The sequence below is a fragment of the Mycobacterium sp. NTMscope_Eco_3 genome, assembly GCF_976985685.1.
This window is the reverse complement of sequence record NZ_CDRJYZ010000001.1, coordinates 5,994,578-6,014,945: the sequence shown is the minus strand read 5'-3', so window position 1 is coordinate 6,014,945 and position 20,368 is coordinate 5,994,578. Positions and strand designations below refer to the sequence as shown.

Here is a 20,368-nt window from a genome sequence, read left to right as displayed (position 1 = left end):
CTCGTTGGGCGGGTCTTGCGGCCGTAGAGTTGACGTGTGAACCGCCCCGTCCCCGCACCCGATTCCGGACCCGACGCCCGCGCCGTCTGGCATTACGGCGACCCGCTGGGCGAACAGCGCGCCGCAGAAACCGACGCGATCGTGGTGGACCGCGCGCACCGCGGTGTGCTCACTCTGACCGGCAACGACCGCCAGACGTGGTTGCACAGCATTTCGACGCAACACGTCAGCAGCCTGCCCGAGGGCACCAGCACGCAGAATCTGAGCCTCGACGGCCAGGGCCGCGTCGAGGACCACTGGATCCAGACCGAGCTGGGGGGCACCACCTACCTCGACACCGAACCGTGGCGCGCCGAGCCGCTCCTCGGCTACCTGCGCAAGATGGTGTTCTGGTCCGAGGTCACCCCGGGCGGCGCCGATTTGGCCGTGCTCTCATTGCTCGGCCCGCGGCTGGCCGACCAGACGGTCCTCGACGCGCTCGGAGTGGACGCGCTGCCCGTCGCGTGGTCCGCGGTTCCCGTGGGCGGTGGCTTCCTGCGACGGATTCCCGGCACGCCGGCCGGCCCGGTTGAACTGGACCTGGTTGTTCCGCGCGCCGAGGCCGGCGACTGGCGAAACCGGTTGGCGCAGGCCGGAGTCCGGCCCGGCGGGGTGTGGGCCTATGAGGCCCACCGTGTCGCGGCGGTGCGGCCGCGGCTGGGTGTCGACACCGACGAACGCACGATTCCGCACGAGGTGGGCTGGATCGGTGGCCCCGGCGAAGGCGCCGTCCACCTGGACAAAGGCTGTTACCGCGGCCAGGAGACCGTCGCGCGGGTGCACAACCTGGGCAGACCGCCCCGGATGCTGGTGTTGCTGCACCTGGACGGCTCGGTGGACCGACCGTCGACGGGCGAGCCGGTCCTGGCCGGTGGGCGCGCCGTCGGCCGCCTCGGCACCGTGGTCGACCACGTCGATCTCGGGCCGGTAGCGCTGGCGCTGCTCAAGCGCGGGCTGCCCGCCGAGACGGAATTGGCGACCGGTCCCGACGCCGCGGTGGCCGCCGTGATCGACGTCGATTCCCTGCCTTCTGCCGAGCAGATCGGCGCCGGGCGACTGGCCGTTGAACGGTTGCGGGGCGGTGCGGGATAATGAACGGTAACGTCCGCCACAGCGAGCAGGGGGCGCCGACGCCCACTGGCGCGGCACGGTAAACTGTCGGCAGGACAATACGACACCAGGAGATCGGAGCCGCCTACTCGTTAGGCCGCTCCGTTATTGCGCGAGGGGGTTCCCCCATGGGCCGCGGCCGGGCTAAGGCAAAGCAGACCAAGGTTGCTCGAGAACTCAAATACAGTTCTCCGCAGACCGACTTCCAGCGGCTTCAGCAAGAGCTGTCCGGAACGGGCTCAGACGAGGCCACCGAACTGGACACCGACGGCGCCGACGAATCCTGGGACGACCAGGACAGCTGGCGGCGCTAGAACCAACGCCCCGGCGCCGATGCCTCGAGCACCGGCGCCGCATCAGTTTCGCCGAAGTCCGGGGTCCTCAGAATCTCGGGTGCTGACCGACGAGCTTGGCCCGCGGACCCGCCTTTCCACCTTTGCCGACGGTGCCCAGCACCCAGCAATCCAGGTGCCGTGCCGTCAGGATGGCCAGGGCGCGGTCGGTGTCTTCCGGGGCCACGACGGCGATCATCCCGACGCCCATGTTGAACGTCTTCTCCATCTCTTCCCGGGTCACCCGGCCGCGCTGGGCGATCATGGCGAACACCGGCGCGGGCGTCCAGGTGCCGCGGTCCATTTCGGCGACCAGCCCGTGCGGGATGACGCGTGCCAGGTTTCCGGCGAGTCCGCCGCCGGTGACGTGACAGAAGGTGCGGACGTGGGTTTCGGCGGCCAGCGCGAGGCAGTCCTTGGCGTAGATGCGGGTGGGTTCGAGCAGCTCTTCGCCCAGGGTGCGGCCGAACTCCTCGACGTAGCCTTCCAGGTTCATCCGGTCGATCTCGAGTAGCACCGTGCGGGCCAACGAATATCCGTTGGAGTGCAAGCCCGACGATCCCATCGCGATGATGACGTCGCCGGGTTTGACCCGATCGGGCCCCAGCACGTCGTCGGCCTCGACGACACCGATGCCGGTGGCCGAAATGTCGTAGTGGTCCGGTTCCATCAGGCCGGGGTGTTCGGCCGTCTCGCCGCCGAGCAGCGCGCAGCCGGCCCGCACGCAGCCTTCGGCGATGCCACTGACGATGGCGCTCAAGCGTTCCGGCACCGTGCGGCCGACGGCGATGTAGTCCTGCAGGAACAGCGGCTCGGCGCCGCACACCACGAGGTCGTCGACCACCATCGCGACCAGGTCCAGCCCGACGGTGTCGTGCTTGTCCATCGCCTGGGCGACCGCAATCTTGGTTCCGACGCCATCGGTGGAGGCCGCGAGCAGCGGCTCGCGGTAGTCGCCGCGTAACGCGAACAGGCCGGCGAATCCGCCCAAGCCGCCCCGTACCTCGGGTCGCGTGGCCTTTGTCGCTAGCGGCTTGAACAGTTCGACGGCGCGATCGCCGGCTTCAATGTCCACCCCGGCCGACGCGTAGGTGATGCCCTGACTGCCTGAGTGGCGCGCGGGGCTCTTTCCGGGATCCGTCATCGCGATAAAGGCTACCGGGCGGCGCCGACCGCCGGTATCAAACGTCGGCGAAGGAGCGCCACCGAGTCAGTGGACGACCGGTACTTCGTCGGCCGCGAGATCGTTGAGCCCGCCGCCGCGGGCGGCGTTGGCGAGCATGTGCTCGATGACGTTCTTGCCCAACGCGGTCTCCTCGGGCAGCTCGATCGGGTACTGGCCGTCGAAGCAGGCGGTGCACAACCGCGAGGCCGGCTGCTCGGAGGCCGCGACCAGGCCGCGCAGCGAGATGTAGCCCAGCGAGTCCGCCCCAATGGCGTGCCGCACCGCCTCGAGCATCTCCTTTTTGTCTTCGACCGCGTTGGCGATCAGTTCGGCCGGCGACGGGAAGTCGATCCCGTAGAAGCAGGGCCACTTGACCGGCGGCGACGCGATACGCACGTGCACCTCGACGGCACCGGCCTCGCGCAGCATCCGCAACAGGGCGCGCTGGGTGTTGCCGCGCACGATCGAGTCGTCGACGACGATGAGCCGCTTGCCGCGGATCACCTCGCGAAGCGGGTTGAGCTTCAGCCGGATGCCGAGCTGGCGGATGGTCTGGGACGGCTGGATGAAGGTGCGCCCGACGTAGGCGTTCTTCATCAGCCCCTGGCCGTAGGGAATGCCCGACTCCTGCGCGTAGCCGACGGCGGCGGGGGTGCCGGACTCGGGCACGCCGATCACCAGGTCGGCTTCCACGGGGCGTTCACGAGCCAACCGGCGGCCGATTTCCACCCTGGTCGCGTGGACGGACCGGCCGGCGATCGTGCTGTCGGGACGGGCCAGGTAGACGTACTCGAAGACGCAGCCCTTGGGGGTGGGGTTGGCGAACCGCGTGGAACGCACCCCGTCGGCGTCGATCGCCAGCAATTCGCCCGGCTCGATGTCGCGCACGAACGAGGCGCCGACGATGTCGAGCGCGGCTGTTTCGGAGGCCACCACCCATCCGCGGTCCAACCGTCCGAGGGAAAGCGGCCGCACCCCATGCGGATCGCGGCACGCATACAGCGTGTTCTCGTCCATGAAGGTCAAACAGAACGCGCCGCGCACGGTCGGCAGCAGCTCCAGCGCCGCCTGCTCCAGGGTGGCGTCCGCCGCGCCGTGGGCCAGCAGCGCGCCCAAGATGTCGGAGTCCGTGGTCGCCGGCGCCGGGGCGCGCTTGGCGATCAGCCCCTCGTCGCGGGCGCGGGCGGCAAGCTCGGCGGTGTTGACCAGATTTCCGTTGTGCCCCAAGGCAACCCCGGTGCCGGCCGCGGTGTTGCGGAACACCGGCTGCGCGTTTTCCCAGGTCGTGTCACCCGTGGTCGAGTACCGGCAGTGCCCGATGGCGACGTGGCCCGGCATGGCCCCCAGCGTCTGCTCGTCGAACACCTGGCTGACCAAACCCAGGTCCTTGAAGACCAGTACCTGGGATCCGTCGGCGACGGCGATACCGGCGGCTTCCTGCCCGCGATGCTGTAGCGCGTACAGGCCGTAATAGGTGAGTTTGGCGACGTCCTCGCCCGGGGCCCAGACCCCGAATACGCCGCATTCTTCACGGGGTGCGTTGAAGTCCTCTTCGGACTCATGGGCGGTCACGATTCGGCAGCTCCCCGGGGAACGGTTGGTGACGCTAGGGAGTCTACGGGCACCGGCGCCGCGCCGCCGAATCCGCCAGGCGTGTTGAGCGACGAATTGCCCGCACCAGACTCTAAAGCTGCAGTTCAGGGTTGCATTCAGCCCACATCGAACAAGGGCAGGCAGTGGTCAATCTCACCGGCTCGGGAGCCGGAAAGACGCAGCGCACCGGTGCCCTTCGCTTCGGCGAACGACAGCTTGCCGGTGGCCAGCAGCAGCCAGGTCCGCGGGTCGGTCTCCACCACATTGGGCGGTGTGCCGCGGGTGTGCGTGGGTCCGGCGACGCATTGCACCGCGACGAACGGCGGGATCCGCAGCTCCACGGTTCGTCCCGGCGCCACCGCGGCCAGGGTGCGGGCGGTGAGCCGCACGGCCGCCGCCAATTCGTCGCGGCTCGGCGCCGGAGTGGTTTCGTCACCCAACCATTGCGCGACGGCCAACACGGCTTGCCGAGCCTTGGCCGGATCGGCCTTTTCGCGCGGCGCCATACCCCAGGATCTCAAAACCCGGGATACCCGTCGCCTAGGCGCCTCGCGGCCAGCACGGCGATGGCGCCGGTCTCGTTGATGGCCAGGTGCGCCAGCATGGGTGCGGCGAGGCTGCCGGTACGGTCAGCCAGCCAACCGAACAGCCATCCGCCGATTCCGGTGACCAGCACGGTGGCCGCCACGGGCTCACCGATCGCACGCGCGTCGGGGATGTGCGAGAGGCCAAATGCGGTGGCTTGCAACAACCTTCCGCCGCGTTTCCCGAACGCCGCGGTGCCGACCGTGGCCAGCGCACCGCGATAGGCGGACTCCTCGGACCAGACGGTGCCCACGGGTATCCGCACCAGCAGCCAGTCCGGCACGGACGCGGGCGGTTCGCGGACGGCCATCGATTGGCGCACCGGCGGCAACAGGGCCGTCGCGGCGACCGTGCTCGCCGCCGACAACGCGGCCGCCGAACCCAGCCGCAGCCCGGCCCACAGCCGGGGCGGCCCCAGGCCCAGCGGCGCCCGGGTCACCAACACCAGCGCGCCGCCCACGCTCGCCTGTAGCGCCACCCTCCACAAGGCCGGCAGCCGCGGGCCGGCAAAGCTCCAACCGACCAGTCCGGCGGCCAGAGATACCGCGTGAGCCGGACGAAAACGCCTGGCGGGCATCAGAATTCGCTGCGGTCGCTCATCCGAACAGCCGCGGCAGCACCGCCTCGGAGGTCTCGCGTAGTTCGGCCAGGGAAACCGTGAACAGTCCCTGGACCTCCACCTCGTCGGAGGCCTGGTCGACGACGCCGATGCGCACCGCAGGCAATCCCCGCGCCTCGCACATCGAACGGAACCGGCTCTCCTCGGTGCGCGGCACCGCCACCAGCACGCGGCCGGCCGACTCGGAGAACAACGTCACGAACGGGTCGGCATCCTCGGGAAGCACGAGGCGACAACCGGTTTCACCGGCCAGGGCGGCCTCGACGACGGCTTGCGCGAGGCCGCCTTCGGACAGGTCGTGCGCCGCGGATACCAGGCCGTCCCGCGACGCCGAGCGCAACACCTCGGCCAGCAGCTTCTCGCGGTCCAGGTCGACCTTGGGCGGTAGCCCGCCCAGATGGTCGGCGGTCACCTGCGCCCACACCGATCCGTCGAACTCGTCGCGCGTATCGCCCAGCAGGATCAGGGTTTCGCCGGGCTCGGTGCCCAGGCCCGTGGGGATGCGGCGGCCGACGTCGTCGATGACGCCGAGCACCCCGACCACCGGGGTGGGCAGGATCGCCGTCGACCCGGTCTGGTTGTAGAAGCTCACGTTGCCACCGGTCACCGGAATCCCCAGGGCCGCACAGCCTTCGGCTAGGCCCCGCACCGCCTGGGAGAACTGCCACATCACGCCCGGGTCTTCGGGCGAGCCGAAGTTCAGGCAGTTGGTCACCGCGACCGGGGTGGCGCCCGTGACGGCGACGTTGCGGTAGGCCTCGGCCAGGGCGAGTTGGGCGCCGGCGTAGGGATCGAGCTTGGTGTAGCGGCCGGACGCGTCGGTCGACAGGGCGATGCCGCGGCCGGTGGCCTCGTCGACGCGCAGCACGCCGCCGTCGGCGTGCTCGGCCAGCACGGTGTTGCCCCGCACGTAGCGGTCGTACTGCTCGGTGATGAACGCGCGGCTGCACAGGTGCGGGCTGCCCAGCAGGGCAAGCAACGTCGCGCGCAGTTCGGCGCCGGTGGCGGGCCGCGGCAGCCGCGTCGAGGTGTCCGCGTTCAGAGCGTCCTGCGTGTCGGGGCGAGCGATCGGACGCTGGTAGACCGGGCCCTCGTGGGCGACGGTGCGCGGCGGCACGTCGACGACGGTCTGGCCGTGCCAGGTGATCCGCAGCCGGTCACCGTCGGTGACTTCCCCGATCACGGTGGCCAGCACGTCCCACTTGCGGCACACCGCCATGAAGGCGTCGACGTTCTCCGGGGTGACCACCGCGCACATCCGCTCCTGGGACTCGCTGCAGAGGATCTCCGCGGGGGTCATCTGGGTGGTGCGCAGCGGCACCGTCTCGAGCTGGATTGCCATGCCACCGTCGCCGGCCGACGCCAATTCCGAAGTGGCACAAGACAATCCGGCACCACCCAAATCCTGGATGCCGACCACCAGGTGCCCGGCGTATAGCTCCAGGCAGCACTCGATGAGCACCTTCTCCATGAACGGGTCGCCGACCTGAACCGAGGGAAGCTTCTTGCGCGAGTTCTCGCTGTCAAAGGTGTCCGACGCCAGCACCGACACCCCGCCGATGCCGTCCAGCCCGGTGCGGGCTCCGAACAGGATGATCTTGTTGCCGGCGCCCGAGGCGAACGCCAGATGCAGGTCCTCCTGCCGCAACACACCGACACACATGGCGTTCACCAACGGGTTACCGGCGTAGCACGCATCGAAGACGGTCTCACCGCCGATGTTCGGCAGGCCCAACGAGTTGCCGTAGCCGCCGATGCCGCGGACCACGCCGTCGACCACCCGGCGGGTGTCCGGCGCGTCGGCGGCGCCGAACCGCAGCTGGTCCATCACCGCAACGGGCCGCGCCCCCATCGCCATGATGTCGCGGACGATGCCGCCGACACCGGTGGCCGCGCCCTGGTAGGGCTCGACGTAGGAGGGATGGTTGTGCGATTCCACCTTGAAGGTGACCGCCCAGCCGTCGCCGATGTCGACGACGCCGGCGTTCTCGCCGATGCCGGCCAACATGCCGGCGCGCATCTCGTCGGTGGTGGTCTCGCCGAAGTACCGCAGGTGCACCTTGGACGACTTGTAGGAGCAGTGCTCGCTCCACATCACCGAGTACATCGCCAGCTCGGTGTCGGTGGGGCGGCGGCCGAGGATCTCGCGGATGCGCTGGTATTCGTCGTCTTTGAGACCCAGCTCACCGAACGGCTGCGGCTCGTCGGGAGTGGTGGCGGCGTGCTCGACGGTGTCGATCGCGTGGGTGCGCGCACTCGTCCCGGAGACAGTCACGGGACACAGTCTAGGGTGGCGGCGCCCGGGGTGTCGGATGCCGACCGCCGCGCTACCTCAGCCGGCGATCTCGGCCAGCGCGGCGGCCGTATCCAGGTCGGCGTAGGCGAACGAATACCGTTGCGCCAGCGCCAGCGCGATGTCGGGGCGCTGCCAGAGCTCCCCGGCGCTGGCGGTGCACAGCCACAGGGTCAGCCCGTGCGCCACCGAGGCCCGGTACCGCAACCAGACCTCGTCGGGGCTCGGCATCTCGGCTTTCGGCAGGCCGAGGGCGCCGCGGTATTCCTCGAGGAGATCGCGCTCGCTGCGACGGCGATCCTCGACGGTCAGCGCGCCCTGCAGGAAGTAGCCCAGGTCGAGTGACCAGTTGCCGCGGCGGGCCACCTGCCAGTCGAGGAACCCCACCTCGTCGCTGGGCAGCAGGTAGGTGTTGCCGATGTGCGGATCGCCATGCAGCAAGGTCTGCGGCGACGCGGTCAGCGTCCTGATGTAGGGCTTCCAGATCGATTCGATCAGCGTGTCGATGGTCAGTGAGGTCACCTGCTCGGGTGCGTCCGCGCCGAGGCGCTCCAGCGCGGCCGGCAGCGGTGCCATTTCCATGCCGTCCCAGGGCAGGAACGGCTCAAGCCAACCCAACGCCGGCTCGGTCAGCACCCGCTCGCCCCAATACCGCCCGTGCATCCGGGCCAGGCCGCGCACGCCGGTGGCGACCTGCTCGACGGTCATCGGCCTGGTGGCGTCGCGGGGATCGGCGCCGCGCGCGGTGAGGTCTTCCATGACCATCACGAAGTCGTAGGCGGCCTCGTCGATCAGCGCGGTGTAGACGCGGGGGTGCTCGAGGGGCAGGTCGACCCCGCAGGTGAACAACCGCGGCTCGTGGAACATGCCGCTGGTCATGCGGATCAGTTCTTTGTGGTCGGGGTCGGCGGCCTTAACAAACACCGACGCCGGCCCGCTGCCGCTGCGGTAGGTCACTCCCAGGCGGGCGCGCCGGTTGGTGCCGTCGTCGCGGACCTCCACGGTGACGGTGTCCACCTCGGCGCCGGGATGATGGGCGGCCAGCGCCGCGGACATCCACTGCGGCGAGATGTCATCCCAGGTCGTGGGGACCGACAACGACGGGGCATTCATGATTGGACTCCTTCGTCACGGACTCGCAGCCATAGAAACGACACGTATCGTTTCCTAGACTTATCCCCGTGAAGGTAACCCGAACGCGCGTCCGCACGCCAGTACCGAATCGGTTCGCCGCCGGTTCCGGCGCGGCCGGGCACGCCTAGGCTCGGCTCCGTGTCCGACGAGCGGGGCGGCCGGCCCCGTGACACCCGGCTGCATCACGCGATCCTCGATGCCACGCGCCAACTCCTGACGACCGGCGGCTACGCCGAGTTGTCGATGGAAAGCGTCGCGACGCGCGCCGGCGTGGGGAAGAAGACCCTCTACCGGCGCTGGCCATCGAAAGCCCCGCTGGTCGCCGAGGCCGTCCTGGAGGCTTACGGCGGATCCGGGTCGTTTCCCGTCGCCGAGACTGGAGACCTGCGCGCCGACCTGCTGGCGTGGCTGCGCGAGCATGCCGATTTTCTGGCGGATCCGCCGAACGCCGCGCTGGTGCGGGCGCTCATCGCCGCGGCGGCCGCCCGCCCGGCCGACGGCGACGATCTTTACCAGCAGCTCAGCGCGCCTCAGCTGGCCGGGTTGATGACACGGCTGCGACGGGCCGTCCGGGACGAGGAACTGAGCGCCGCCGCCGACCTCGACGCGATCGCCCAGGCGCTGATCGGCACCATGCTGTTTCGCGCGTTAACCCACGGGGGCGGCGGCGATTTCGACGCGCAAAGTCCTCGGATTTTTGACGGCCTGCTCGACGCGATCCTGCAGGGCGTGGGTAAGACGAAGACCGATTGAGCGTCAGGCCGGCGACAGGAAGGCGTGCATCGCGGCCGAGTAGGCGGCCACGTCGTGGGCGCCCATCAGCTCGCGTGCGGAGTGCATCGCAAGCTGCGCGGCGCCGACGTCGACGGTGGGGATGCCCGTGCGCGCGGAGGTCAACGGTCCGATCGTCGATCCGCACGGCAGGTCGGCCCGGTGCTCGTAGCGCTGCAACGCCACCCCGGCCTGCTGACAGGCCAGCGCGAAGACCGCGGCGGTGCGTCCGTCGGTGGCGTAGCGCAGATTGGGGTGCACCTTGAGCACCGGCCCCGCGTTGACCGCGATCGGATGGCCGGGCTCGTGCCGTTCCGGGTAATTGGGGTGGGTGGCGTGCGCCATGTCCGCGGAGGCCAGCAGCGACGCCGGCAGCCGGCGCAGGTAGTCCTCTCGGGTGCCGCCCGCGGCCAGCACAATTCGCTCCAGGACGGTGCCCAACAAGTTTGATTGCGCGCCGTGGTCCGAGGACGAGCCGACTTCCTCGTGATCGAAGAGCACCAACACCGGCTGGTACTGCGCGCCACGTTCTGATGCCAACAGCGCTTCCAGCCCCGCATAGCAGCTGGCCTGGTTGTCCAGCCTGGGCGCGCTCAGCAGGTCGGCAGTTCCGTTGTCGGAGGCGCCGATCACCGTCGAGGGAGTCAGGTCGTGCGTCATCAGGTCGGCGGCCAGCACGTCGGTGGGCGCCACGTCCGCGCGTTCGGCGACGTAATCGACGAAGGACCGCGCCGTCTCGCCGACACCCCACACCGCGTTGAGGTGTCGCTGCGGGTCCAGTGTCAGCGACTTGCGGTCCTCGGCCAGATGGATGGCCAGCTGCGGCACCCGAAGGATCGGCTCGTCGATCCGGACCAGCCGGTGCGCGATCCCGGTGCTTTGATCCTTCGCCCGCACCGACAGGCGCCCGCTGATCCCCAGATCGCGGTCCAGCCAGGAGTTGAGCCACACGCCCCCATAGGGTTCCAGCGCCACCACCCGCCAGCCGGCGACCACCCGGTCGGGGTGCTGTTTGACCCTGAGATTGGGGCTGTCGGTGTGCGCGCCCACGATCCGGAACGGCCCGTCGGCCCCCTCCGAATTCCAGGCGACCAGCGAGCCCGCCCGCACCGTGAAGTAGCGCCCCGGCCCGGACGGCCAGCGTTCCGCCTCGCTCAATTCGGTGTATCCGGCGGCGATCAACCGCGCGGCCACCGTGGCGCAGACGTGAAAAGGCGACGGAGACGCGTCGATGAACTCGCAGAGTCCTTGCGCACTCGCTGAGGACTTCGCGTGGTTTGCAGGCCCGCCGGACATGTTGAACATCATGGCTGTCCGCGGCCGCAGCCTTCACGCTAGGGTCGATTGCGCGCTCCTCGCTCGCGCCGCTTCCGGCGCTCGCCGTCGCCACGCTCGCGTCGATTGCGCGCTCCTCGCTCGCGCCGCTTCCGGCGCTCGCCGTCGCCACGCTAGGGTCACCAGAGTGCCCCCCGTCCAGCCGCAACCCATCCTCGAGCCGCTGACACCCGCGGCGATCTTCCTCGTGGTGACCATCGACGACGGTGGAGAGGCGACCGTGCACGACGCGCTGCAGGACGTTTCCGGGCTGGTGCGCGCGATCGGCTTCCGCGAGCCGCAGAAACGGTTGTCGGCGATCGCCTCGATCGGCTCGGATGCCTGGGATCGCTTGTTTTCCGGGCCGCGTCCCGCCGAACTGCACCGGTTCATCGAGCTGAACGGCCCGCGCCACAACGCTCCCGCCACACCCGGCGATCTGTTGTTCCACGTCCGGGCCGAAAGTTTGGACGTCTGTTTCGAACTGGCCGACCGGATACTGAAATCGATGGCCGGCGCGGTCACCGTGGTCGACGAGGTGCACGGGTTCCGGTATTTCGACAACCGCGACTTGCTCGGATTCGTCGACGGTACCGAGAATCCGGATGGCCCACTTGCCGTCAGCGCCATCGCAATCCGCGACGAGGACCCCGACTTCGCCGGCTCATGCTATGTACACGTGCAGAAGTACGTGCACGACATGTCCTCGTGGAATTCGATATCCGTCACCGAGCAGGAGCGAGTGATCGGCCGCACCAAGCTGGAGGACATCGAACTCGATGACGACGTCAAGCCGGACGACTCCCACATCGCCCTCAACGTCATCACCGACGACGAAGGCACCGAACTGAAAATCGTGCGGCACAACATGCCATTCGGCGAGCTCGGCAAGGGCGAGTACGGCACGTACTTCATCGGCTATTCGCGCACACCGCAAGTCACCGAACAGATGCTGCGCAACATGTTCCTCGGCGACCCGCCCGGCAACACCGACCGCATCCTCGACTTCTCCACCGCCATCACCGGCGGATTGTTCTTCTCCCCCACCGTCGACTTCCTCGATGATCCCCCGCCGCTGCCCGCAACGCCGGCGGCGGAAACGTCTGTTGCACAGGACGGCTCACTTTCGATCGGCAGCCTGAAAGGAACCACTTCATGAACAACCTCTACCGCGAGCTGGCACCGGTCACCGACGCCGCCTGGCAAGAAATCGAATTGGAGGCAACCCGGACATTCAAACGCCACATCGCCGGACGTCGGGTCGTCGACGTCAGCGAGCCCGGCGGTCCAGTGGCCGCCGCGGTCAGCACCGGACGGCTGGCCAACGTGGCGTCACCCACCGAAGGTGTCCAGGCGCACCTGCGGGAAAGTAAACCCCTTGTGCGGCTTCGTGTTCCGTTCACCCTGTCGCGTTACGAGATCGACAACGTCGAGCGCGGCGCCAGCGACTCCGACTGGGACCCTGTCAAGGCGGCCGCAAAGAAGCTCGCGTTCGTCGAAGACCGTGCCATCTTCGAGGGCTACGCCGCCGCGTCGATCGAGGGCATCCGTTCCGCCAGCTCCAACAAGACGCTCACGTTGCCGGCCGATCCCAGCGAAATCCCGGACGTGATCACCCAGGCGATCTCCGAGCTCCGCCTGGCCGGTGTCGACGGCCCCTACTCGGTGCTGCTGTCCGCCGACGTCTACACGAAGGTCAGCGAGACAACCCAACACGGATATCCGATCCTCGAACACATCGATCGGCTCGTTCCCGGAGACATCATCTGGGCCCCGGCCATCGACGGTGCCTTCGTGCTGACCACGCGCGGCGGTGATTTCGACCTGCAGCTGGGCACCGACGTGACGATCGGGTACACCAGCCATGATGCGGACACCGTGCAGCTGTATCTACAGGAGACGCTCACCTTCCTGTGCTACACCGCCGAAGCGTCCGTCCCGCTGAGTTCGTAGGAACAAACGCCGCCCGGGTTTTCGCTAAAGGTCCAGCACCACATCGGTTTCGGGAGCCGCTGAGCAGATCAGCACCGACTCGCCGGCCGGCGGCTCCAGCGGCTGCTGAAGGTAGGTGGTCGTCCCGGCGATCACCCCGGTGACGCACATATGACAAACGCCGCTTCGGCAGGAGAAGCGGGTCGGCACATCGCAGGCCTCGGCGAGGTCGAGGATGCTGCGGTAGTCGGGTGACCAGTTGACCGTTAACCCACTGCGCGCGAACGTGATCGACGGCCCCGTGCCCGGCGGCCCGGCAGGCAGATGGGGCGGCTTGCGCGTCCCCGTTTCGACGACACCGGGGTTGATCGCGGGCAGCGCACCAAACAGTTCGCTGTGGATCAGAGCGGGGTCGAAGCCGAGGCCGACCAGGTATTCGCGGATATCGGTCATGAATTGTGTTGGCCCGCACAGGTAGACGACACCATCGGTCGGCAACCCCAATGCCGCGATGACATCCCGGTTCAGACGGCCCTGCGTTGCGGTGTAAAAAACCTGCTGCCGGGCGTGGGGTAACGACTCGACCAGCGTCGCGACTTCAGCGGCAAAGGCCTGGGTTTCGCGATTTCGAGCGGTGTGCAGCCACCAGATGTCACGCCCGCTGCCGGCCGCCGCGAGTGCGTGCAACATCGCCAGCACCGGCGTCGCGCCGATTCCAGCGGATAGGAGCACTACGGGACGAAGGTCCTCGGTGAGGCAGAAGTCGCCGCGCGGGGCGGCGGCGGCCAACACCATCCCCGGTCGGATGTGGGCGTGCAGCCAGCCGCTCACCAACCCGTGACCCTCCCGCTTGACGCTGATGCGGTAGTACCCGGCCGACGGATCGCCCGACAGGGAGTAGCTGCGCAGTGGCGGCGGGTCACCGGCTCCGGGAATCTTCACCGTGAGGTATTGACCCGGGAGCGCCCTTGGCAGCGGTTCCCCGTCGGCGGCCTGCAGCCGAATCGAGAGCACCTGTGGACTCTCCCGGCATATCTCGGTGACCCGTAGGTTCCGAAACCCCTTCCAACCGGGTTCGACCGGGATGGGGGATGCCGCGGTGGCCCCATCGCGCGTGGTGAGCATGTCGTGAAACGACTGCTGCCAGCCCGGGCTCAGCGCCGGAACATCGATGGCCTCGCGCAGCCGTTCGACGTCGCGGTCCGGCAGGTAGAGCAACGCGTCGACCTCGGCGACGCTGAGCTGGTGACGACCGCGGCGGTTCCGCACGATGTCGTCCCCGGCCCGCACCCGACCCTCGGTGATGACCCGGAAGTAGAAGCCCGGGCGATGCTGGGAGACAAGCAGATTGGGCATGTCGGGTTCGTCGAGACGAAGGCCGACGCGAAAGCACGTGACGCGCGGCTGAGTGACCTCGAATTCGGCGTCGCCGATGCGATAGCGGTCACCGATGCACACCTCGTTGTCGGCCAGCCCGGTGACGGTGAAGTTTTCGCCGAAATGTCCGGGCCGCAGGTCGGTGCGGCCCAGGAACGTCTTCCAGAAGTCATAGGACTCGCTCTGGTACACCATCACGGCCCGTTGTTCCCCGCCATGGCCGGCGAGGTCACCCTGACCGTCGCCGTCGACGTTGAGCCGACGCACCATGACCGGTCCCTCCACCGGGGTCTTCCAAATGCCGGTGTAGACCGTTTTGTCTCGCCATCGGACGTCCTTGGGCATGCCCACGTTCACCGAAACAAGCCTGCCCACCGTGTCACCTCGCAGCAGCTCGCCATGGCACCAGTCGCCCAACTGGGATGGTTGGCCCAGAATATGGCAGCCCGACCCGCACGGCAACACATCGGCTGCGCGGGCTGTTGCGCGGCCGCGGAGTGGTGCATAATGGGTCACACAACCCAAAATATTGTCGGGCCGGTTCGTGAATGTCTGCGGACCGCGGTCGCGGCGCTCGTGTGCGAATCGCGTTGGCTCAGGAGGAATGTCATGCCGGCTGTACATCATCGATACGCCACGGTGAACGGCCACCGGCTCTTCTACCGGGACGCCGGCGACCCGGACGCTCCCACGGTGGTGCTGCTGCACGGGTTTCCCACCAGTTCCTACATGTTCCGCAATCTGATACCGGCCCTCGCGGACCGCTACCACGTCATCGCACCGGACCATCTCGGCTTCGGGCTCTCCGATTCGCCGCCGGTCGAGGAGTTCGACTACACCTTCGATCGGCTGACCGACCTCACCGCGGACCTGCTGCGAACCCTCGGCATCGCGCGATATGCCATGTACGTCCAGGACTACGGCGCGCCGATCGGCTGGCGGCTGGCGCTGCGCGACCCGTCCGCGATCACCGCGATCATCAGCCAGAACGGCAACGCCTATGACGCCGGATTCGTCGAGAGCTTCTGGAAGGTCGTACAGGCTTACCAGCGCGAGCCCACCGCGGACACCGAGGCGCCCGTGCGCCAGTTCCTCACGCTCGAGGCCACAAGGTGGCAGTACGTGACCGGCGTGGCCGACGAGACCCTGGTCGATCCCGAGTCGTGGCATCACGACTACGCGCTGCTCTCCCGTCCCGGCAACGACTTGGTGCAGCTCAAGCTGTTTCGTGATTACGCCACCAACGCGCCCCTGTATCCGCGCTTACACGAATACTTCCGGGCCAGCCGGGTGCCGTTGCTGGCGGTCTGGGGTCGCGGCGACGAAATTTTCGGGCCGGCCGGAGCCGAAGCGTTCGCCGACGACCTGCCCGACGCCGAAATCCATCTGCTCGACGGCGGGCACTTCCTGTTGGAGTCAGCGCTCGATGACGTCGCCCCCCTGATCCGGAACTTCCTCGCCAAGCAGCTCACGGCGTGACGACCGGCCGCGGGGTGCGCGCAACAGAACCATGACGATCCCGTCGTCTGGGCTGGAGATCCCATAAATGGCGGCACACACGGGTTAGCCTGACGCGATGGCCCTTCCCGATGTTCGTGACGAACAACGGTTGACCGCCAAGGGGCGTGCCACCCGCGACCGAATCGTGCAAGCGGCCGCGCAGCTGATCGTCACCGAGGGCCTCTCGGCGTCCAACATGGAGAATGTGCGGCGCGCCGCCTCGGTCAGCGGCTCGCAGCTCGCCCACTATTTCGCCGACAAGCGCGCGCTGATTCGAGCGGTGATCCGACGACAAATCGGCGTGGTCTTGGACTTTCACCGGCAACCCGCGCTTCGAGGTCTGAGTTCGTTCGACGACTTCGAAAAATGGATCGACATGAACATGCGCTACCTGCGACGGATCGGATACGTCGGCACCCCCACCTATCACGCGCTCACCGGCCAGCTCGCGAAGTCGGACGGCGCGACGCGCGAAGCATTGGCCGCCGGGTACCGGCAGTGGATCGACCTGTTGGAGAAGGCAATCCAGCGTATGAAGGATGACGGGCTGCTGGTTGCGGATGCCGACCCGCGACAGTTGGCGCTGGTGATCATCACTGCGCATCAAGGAGGCGGAATTTTGACCTTCACCTATCAAGAGGAATGGCCGCACGCCGATGCGATCCGATTCGCGGTGAACTACTTACGCATGTTCGCCACCGACACCGCCGAACGGGTTCCGCGGCCCCCGCGGCGGTCGCGGAATCGCCGCCCGGCGCGGAAAGCCGGCTGACCCGTCCGTGCCGAAGGCATCAAGGTGACTGAACACCCCTCCTTACCGTTCACCCGCAAGGGTTTGGCGACGCGTGCGCGCATCATCGACACCGCCGCCCGTTTGATGTTCGAGCGTGGCGTCGCCAACACCAGCATCGACCAGGTGCGGCGCGCCGCCGAAGTGGGCGGATCCCAGATGTCGCACTACTTCCGCGACAAGCGTGACCTGACCCGGCACGTCGTCGACGTGCGCCGAAACAACGTGCGCGACTTCCATACTCAACCGAAGTTCGCCGCACTCGACAGCCTCGATGCGCTGCGGGCGTGGGCTGACGCCTGCGTATCCGACATCGATCCGGTGTACCGCATCGGAGGCTGCGTCTACGGGTCCCTGGCCGGCGAACTGATCGAGGCCGACGACGAAATCCACGACGACCTGGCCGCGGGATACGACCAATGGATCGAACTGTTCCGCACCGGCCTCGAGGCGATCCGCGATCGTGGCGAGTTGCGCCCCGAAGCCGATCCACGCCACCTGGCGGTAGCACTGGTCGCCGCGCATCAGGGCGGCGCAATGCTCACGCATGCCACGGGCGATCCGCAGCCGCTGCGGGCCGCCGTCAATGCCGCCGTCGACTATGTGCGTTCGTTCGGGGCTGCGCCTCCGCGTCGCCGGGGCAGAACCCGGCCGTCTCGCGGTCAGCGCGACTCCTGACGGTCCACCTTCCCCTGGACACGGAGGTATCGTTCGAACATAATATTGGGTCAGTTAGCCCATTATCATGCGGCAGCTACCCGACGTCCTGGCGCTGCCAACGATTTGAAAGAGGGCAGTCCTTGTCCGTCCCGGATTCACCTCAACTGCCCACCGCACCGGCGGTCGTGCGTGAGCACCCGGGCGGAGAAACCATGCGGGCGATCATCTTGAAGGGGTTCGGCGGACTCGACAGCCTGGTTTACGACGACATCCCCAAACCGCTTCCGAAAGACGGCGAAGTCGTCATCGCGGTAAAGGGCTTCGGGATCAACCACGCCGAGATGCACATGCGTCGAGGTGAATGGGCCGAGGCCGCGGAAGTGAGCGGCATCGAATGCGTCGGCGTCGTCGACTCGTGCCCGGGCGGTGAGTTCCCGATCGGTGCCAAGGTCGCCGCGCTCATGGGTGGTCTCGGCCGAACCATCAACGGCAGCTACGCGCAATACACCCGCGTCCGCGCAGCAAACGTCGCGCTCATCGAGTCCGAGCTGTCGTGGGCGGCGTTGGCGGCATTGCCCGAAACCTACGCGGTGGCCTGGACGTGCCTCTTCCGCAATCTGGACCTCAGAGCCGGACAAACCCTGGTGTTGCGTGGCGCCACGTCGTCCCTCGGCCAGGCCGCGCTCAAGATGGCGGTCGCCGCCGGCGCACGAGTCATCGCAACCGCGCGCAGCAAGGGGCGCTTCGAGATGCTCGAGCAACTGGGCGCCTCCCGCATCGAGCTGGAGCGCCGCGACCTGGCAGACCACCTCCCCGAGCGTGGCCGGATCGACGCCGTCCTCGATCTCGTCGGCAACAGCACCATCCTCGACTCGTTGGACATGCTGCGCCGCGGCGGCACGGCCTGCCTGGCCGGGTGGCTGGGCGGACTGGATCCCATCGGAGATTTCAACCCGCTGCTGCGCATGGCATCGGGGGTGAACTGGAACTTCTTCGGCAGCTTTGTATTTGGCACGCCAGGCTTTCCACTGTCCGACGTACCGCTTGGGGACATCGCCCGGCAGGTCGCCGACGGCACATTGGAAGCGAAACCGTCTCGCGTCTTTTCCTTCGACCAGATTCATGAGGCGCATCGGGTGATGGAGGCCGGGGACGCCGGCGGCAAGATGGTCGTCGTCATGGAGTGATGCGTATCGTTAACCACCGCCACAGCAAGGGATTTGGGAAGGTAGGTGTCCACATGGGACTGGCATGGCAGCAAGGCCCGCTGGCGACCGGGTCGGTCGGGCACTTCCTCACCGAACAGCCGATGCCGTCGCGGCTGCTCTTCGCCGAACCGTTGCGCCGCCGGATGCGGGTGCTCTTCGCGGACCGATGGATCGCCGACAGCGAGGACGTGCTTCTGTTGCACGAGCCGGGCCGTTACCCGGTGGCCTACTTTCCACTCGGCGATATCGAGGCTGGGGCGCTGACCGCCGAGGATCGGGTGACGCAGCACCGCGACTTCGGCGACACGCAGTGGTTCACCGTCAGGGCAGCAGATCGCGAGGCCGGCCACGGCGCCTGGGCGCACAGCCGGCTGCCGGCCCACGCGGCGACGCTCGATGGCCGGGTGGCGTTCGCCTGGCGCGCCATGGATGCCTTCTATGAAGAAGAAGAACGGATCGTTGGGCACGCGGCGGACGCGTATCACCGTATCGACATCCGTTCCACGGCACGGCATCTCGTCGTCCGCGATGGTGAGCGCGTGATCGCCGAGACGCATCGACCGGTGGCTCTATATGAATCGGGCTTCGCACCCAGGTGGTACGTGGAGCGCGACGACGTCGACGAGTCCGCCCTCAAACCCGTTGATATCCAGACCTTTTGCCCATACAAAGGTATCTGCTCGTATTACGACATCGGCAGCCACCAGCATGCGGCGTGGTCTTACGTCGACGCGTGGACCGAAGTGTCACGCGTCCGCAACCTGGTGTCCTTCGAACCGGACAAAATCGATGTGCACCTCGACGGCAAACAACTCCGGCTGGAGCCCGGCCAAACCGTCATCCCTCATGGCGTCGACCGCGGCCTGGACATCGACGAGGTGTTAGGCAAGAACCCGACCCGGGGCACGTCATGAGGTTGTCGCTCGAAGTCGTCATCCTGCCCGTCGCCGATCCCGATCGGTCACTGCGGTTCTATCGCGACCAGGTGGGCTTCACCCTCGACGTCGATTACGCGCCCACACCCCGGTTCCGGGTCATCCAGCTGACGCCCGAGGGATCGGGCGCCTCAATCCAATTCGGCGTCGGGTTGACGGACGCGCCGCCCGGATCGGTGCGGGGCCTATACCTTGTGGTCTCGGACATCGAGGCCTGCCGCGCAGCGTTGACCGGTCGCGGCGTCACCGTCAGCGAGATCCGCCACAAGGACGCCCACGGCGGCTGGAGCGGCGGGTTCCTCCCGGGCGCCGATCCCGATCGCGGTGACTACGCGAGCTTCGCCGACTTCCGCGATCCCGACGGCAATGCTTGGGTATTGCAGGAGCGGAACCATCAGCGGGGTTGAGGAGGCGTCGTGGCCGCGCAGAAAACGAGTCCAGACCGGGTGGGCGCATTCTCCGACGGAGTGTTCGCGGTCCTCATCACGATCCTCGTCCTAGAGCTCAAGCCGCCGAAGTCCTACACGTTCAACGCCTTGTTACCGGAATGGCCCACCGGACTGAGCTATGTGGTCAGTTACGTGTTCATCGCGATCGTTTGGGTGAACCACCACCACTTGTTCGGCTATGCGCAAGTGGCGACGCCACGATTGGTGTGGTCGAACTTCGCGCACTTGTTCTCGGTATCGCTGATTCCGATCACCACCGAGTGGATCGCCGACAGCAGGCTGGCCGCCGCACCGGTGGTTCTGTATGCCTCGGTGTTCGTGCTCGTCAACATCACCTACTTGGCGCTGTGCCAGGAAGTGGTCGATCGACCCGCCCATGAGGATCTCACCGAGCGAGTGCGCCGACTATTGCGTATGAGGTCATTCATCACGATCGGCGTGTTCGCGGCGGCGGCAGTCGTCGCATTGTGGTGGCCGGCTGTCGGAATGGTGTTGATTTGCCTATGCCTGGCGGGGTATTTGCGGCCGGATGTGCCCAACGCCAAAAAGGTCGAGACCTAGC

Annotated in this window: 20 protein-coding genes; 12 read left to right on the top strand and 8 right to left on the bottom strand. The window is 67.6% G+C overall.

Annotation, left to right across the window (positions count from 1 at the left end; genetic code table 11):
- Positions 1 to 36: 36 nt before the first annotated feature.
- Positions 37 to 1,131: a CAF17-like 4Fe-4S cluster assembly/insertion protein YgfZ gene (ygfZ, locus tag AC0KTM_RS28245; protein ID WP_472417330.1), complete on the top strand. Its 1,095-nt coding sequence runs from the start codon at positions 37 to 39 to the stop codon at positions 1,129 to 1,131.
- Positions 1,132 to 1,277: 146 nt separating this feature from the next.
- The gene (locus AC0KTM_RS28240) at positions 1,278 to 1,463 is read left to right on the top strand and encodes a DUF3073 domain-containing protein (RefSeq protein WP_225327839.1); all 186 of its coding nucleotides are present in this window, start codon (positions 1,278 to 1,280) and stop codon (positions 1,461 to 1,463) included.
- A 67-nt stretch (positions 1,464 to 1,530) separates the two neighbouring features.
- Here the strand turns inward: AC0KTM_RS28240 and purM are convergent, their stop codons facing one another.
- From purM to AC0KTM_RS28210, 6 genes are all read right to left on the bottom strand, one after another.
- Positions 1,531 to 2,625: a phosphoribosylformylglycinamidine cyclo-ligase gene (gene purM, locus AC0KTM_RS28235; protein ID WP_225327840.1), complete on the bottom strand. Its 1,095-nt coding sequence runs from the start codon at positions 2,623 to 2,625 to the stop codon at positions 1,531 to 1,533.
- 66 nt (positions 2,626 to 2,691) lie between these two features.
- Positions 2,692 to 4,218, bottom strand: coding sequence for an amidophosphoribosyltransferase (purF, locus tag AC0KTM_RS28230; RefSeq protein ID WP_225327841.1), 1,527 nt, complete (start codon positions 4,216 to 4,218; stop codon positions 2,692 to 2,694).
- Positions 4,219 to 4,355: 137 nt separating this feature from the next.
- Positions 4,356 to 4,745 carry a sterol carrier family protein gene (locus AC0KTM_RS28225; RefSeq protein ID WP_238955738.1) on the bottom strand — a complete coding sequence of 130 codons (390 nt, stop codon included), beginning with the start codon at positions 4,743 to 4,745 and terminating at the stop codon, positions 4,356 to 4,358.
- An 11-nt stretch (positions 4,746 to 4,756) separates the two neighbouring features.
- On the bottom strand, positions 4,757 to 5,401 hold the full coding sequence (locus tag AC0KTM_RS28220) for an Rv0804 family intramembrane glutamic endopeptidase (protein WP_472417328.1): 645 nt from the start codon (positions 5,399 to 5,401) through the stop codon (positions 4,757 to 4,759).
- Between the two features lie 19 nt (positions 5,402 to 5,420).
- Entirely contained in the window at positions 5,421 to 7,718 is a 2,298-nt protein-coding gene (gene purL, locus AC0KTM_RS28215) for a phosphoribosylformylglycinamidine synthase subunit PurL (RefSeq protein ID WP_472417327.1), read from the bottom strand.
- A gap of 57 nt (positions 7,719 to 7,775) precedes the next feature.
- Entirely contained in the window at positions 7,776 to 8,849 is a 1,074-nt protein-coding gene (locus AC0KTM_RS28210; RefSeq protein ID WP_472417325.1) for a phosphotransferase, read from the bottom strand.
- 159 nt (positions 8,850 to 9,008) lie between these two features.
- Here AC0KTM_RS28210 and AC0KTM_RS28205 point away from each other — a divergent pair, with 159 nt between their 5' ends.
- Positions 9,009 to 9,623, top strand: a complete 615-nt coding sequence (locus AC0KTM_RS28205) for a TetR/AcrR family transcriptional regulator (protein ID WP_238955734.1) — start codon at positions 9,009 to 9,011, stop codon at positions 9,621 to 9,623.
- Between the two features lie 3 nt (positions 9,624 to 9,626).
- Here AC0KTM_RS28205 and AC0KTM_RS28200 read toward each other — a convergent pair whose 3' ends face one another.
- Positions 9,627 to 10,946: a M18 family aminopeptidase gene (locus AC0KTM_RS28200; protein WP_472417591.1), complete on the bottom strand. Its 1,320-nt coding sequence runs from the start codon at positions 10,944 to 10,946 to the stop codon at positions 9,627 to 9,629.
- 157 nt (positions 10,947 to 11,103) lie between these two features.
- Here AC0KTM_RS28200 and AC0KTM_RS28195 point away from each other — a divergent pair, with 157 nt between their 5' ends.
- Both AC0KTM_RS28195 and AC0KTM_RS28190 read left to right on the top strand, forming a co-directional pair.
- Positions 11,104 to 12,114, top strand: a complete 1,011-nt coding sequence (locus AC0KTM_RS28195; RefSeq protein WP_472417323.1) for a Dyp-type peroxidase — start codon at positions 11,104 to 11,106, stop codon at positions 12,112 to 12,114.
- Positions 12,111 to 12,908 (top strand): family 1 encapsulin nanocompartment shell protein, encoded by a 798-nt coding sequence (locus AC0KTM_RS28190; protein WP_225327848.1) that lies wholly within the window; start codon positions 12,111 to 12,113, stop codon positions 12,906 to 12,908. Before AC0KTM_RS28195 ends, AC0KTM_RS28190 begins: the two co-directional genes overlap by 4 nt.
- Before the next feature lie 24 nt (positions 12,909 to 12,932).
- On the opposite strand, the gene AC0KTM_RS28185 is transcribed toward AC0KTM_RS28190, so the two are convergent.
- Positions 12,933 to 14,639 (bottom strand): MOSC domain-containing protein, encoded by a 1,707-nt coding sequence (locus AC0KTM_RS28185; protein ID WP_472417321.1) that lies wholly within the window; start codon positions 14,637 to 14,639, stop codon positions 12,933 to 12,935.
- Positions 14,640 to 14,873: 234 nt separating this feature from the next.
- Here AC0KTM_RS28185 and AC0KTM_RS28180 point away from each other — a divergent pair, with 234 nt between their 5' ends.
- The 7 genes from AC0KTM_RS28180 to AC0KTM_RS28150 all read left to right on the top strand — a co-directional run bounded on the left by AC0KTM_RS28180 (position 14,874) and on the right by AC0KTM_RS28150 (position 20,367).
- Positions 14,874 to 15,743, top strand: a complete 870-nt coding sequence (locus tag AC0KTM_RS28180) for an alpha/beta fold hydrolase (RefSeq protein ID WP_472417319.1) — start codon at positions 14,874 to 14,876, stop codon at positions 15,741 to 15,743.
- A 97-nt stretch (positions 15,744 to 15,840) separates the two neighbouring features.
- Positions 15,841 to 16,536 (top strand): TetR/AcrR family transcriptional regulator, encoded by a 696-nt coding sequence (locus tag AC0KTM_RS28175; protein WP_472417317.1) that lies wholly within the window; start codon positions 15,841 to 15,843, stop codon positions 16,534 to 16,536.
- Positions 16,537 to 16,560: 24 nt separating this feature from the next.
- The gene (locus AC0KTM_RS28170) at positions 16,561 to 17,232 is read left to right on the top strand and encodes a TetR/AcrR family transcriptional regulator (RefSeq protein WP_472417315.1); all 672 of its coding nucleotides are present in this window, start codon (positions 16,561 to 16,563) and stop codon (positions 17,230 to 17,232) included.
- A gap of 122 nt (positions 17,233 to 17,354) precedes the next feature.
- Positions 17,355 to 18,401, top strand: a complete 1,047-nt coding sequence (locus tag AC0KTM_RS28165; protein ID WP_472417313.1) for a zinc-binding dehydrogenase — start codon at positions 17,355 to 17,357, stop codon at positions 18,399 to 18,401.
- A 53-nt stretch (positions 18,402 to 18,454) separates the two neighbouring features.
- Positions 18,455 to 19,336, top strand: a complete 882-nt coding sequence (locus AC0KTM_RS28160) for a DUF427 domain-containing protein (protein WP_472417311.1) — start codon at positions 18,455 to 18,457, stop codon at positions 19,334 to 19,336.
- Complete coding sequence (locus AC0KTM_RS28155) at positions 19,333 to 19,764, top strand: VOC family protein (RefSeq protein ID WP_472417309.1); 432 nt, start codon at positions 19,333 to 19,335, stop codon at positions 19,762 to 19,764. The genes AC0KTM_RS28160 and AC0KTM_RS28155 overlap by 4 nt, the downstream gene beginning before the upstream one ends.
- Positions 19,765 to 19,803: 39 nt before the next feature.
- Positions 19,804 to 20,367 (top strand): TMEM175 family protein, encoded by a 564-nt coding sequence (locus tag AC0KTM_RS28150; protein ID WP_472417590.1) that lies wholly within the window; start codon positions 19,804 to 19,806, stop codon positions 20,365 to 20,367.
- Position 20,368: the final 1 nt, after the last annotated feature.

Excerpts from the sequence above, each read along its gene's own strand:
- AC0KTM_RS28240 (WP_225327839.1), top strand. The coding sequence starts at position 1,278 with ATGGGCCGCGGCCGGGCTAAGGCAAAGCAGACCAAGGTTGCTCGAGAA.
- purM (WP_225327840.1), bottom strand. The coding sequence starts at position 2,625 with ATGACGGATCCCGGAAAGAGCCCCGCGCGCCACTCAGGCAGTCAGGGC.
- AC0KTM_RS28225 (WP_238955738.1), bottom strand. The coding sequence starts at position 4,745 with ATGGCGCCGCGCGAAAAGGCCGATCCGGCCAAGGCTCGGCAAGCCGTG.
- AC0KTM_RS28220 (WP_472417328.1), bottom strand. The coding sequence starts at position 5,401 with ATGCCCGCCAGGCGTTTTCGTCCGGCTCACGCGGTATCTCTGGCCGCC.
- AC0KTM_RS28210 (WP_472417325.1), bottom strand. The coding sequence starts at position 8,849 with ATGAATGCCCCGTCGTTGTCGGTCCCCACGACCTGGGATGACATCTCG.
- AC0KTM_RS28200 (WP_472417591.1), bottom strand. The coding sequence starts at position 10,946 with ATGTTCAACATGTCCGGCGGGCCTGCAAACCACGCGAAGTCCTCAGCG.
- AC0KTM_RS28190 (WP_225327848.1), top strand. The coding sequence starts at position 12,111 with ATGAACAACCTCTACCGCGAGCTGGCACCGGTCACCGACGCCGCCTGG.
- AC0KTM_RS28180 (WP_472417319.1), top strand. The coding sequence starts at position 14,874 with ATGCCGGCTGTACATCATCGATACGCCACGGTGAACGGCCACCGGCTC.
- AC0KTM_RS28175 (WP_472417317.1), top strand. The coding sequence starts at position 15,841 with ATGGCCCTTCCCGATGTTCGTGACGAACAACGGTTGACCGCCAAGGGG.
- AC0KTM_RS28160 (WP_472417311.1), top strand. The coding sequence starts at position 18,455 with ATGGGACTGGCATGGCAGCAAGGCCCGCTGGCGACCGGGTCGGTCGGG.
- AC0KTM_RS28155 (WP_472417309.1), top strand. The coding sequence starts at position 19,333 with ATGAGGTTGTCGCTCGAAGTCGTCATCCTGCCCGTCGCCGATCCCGAT.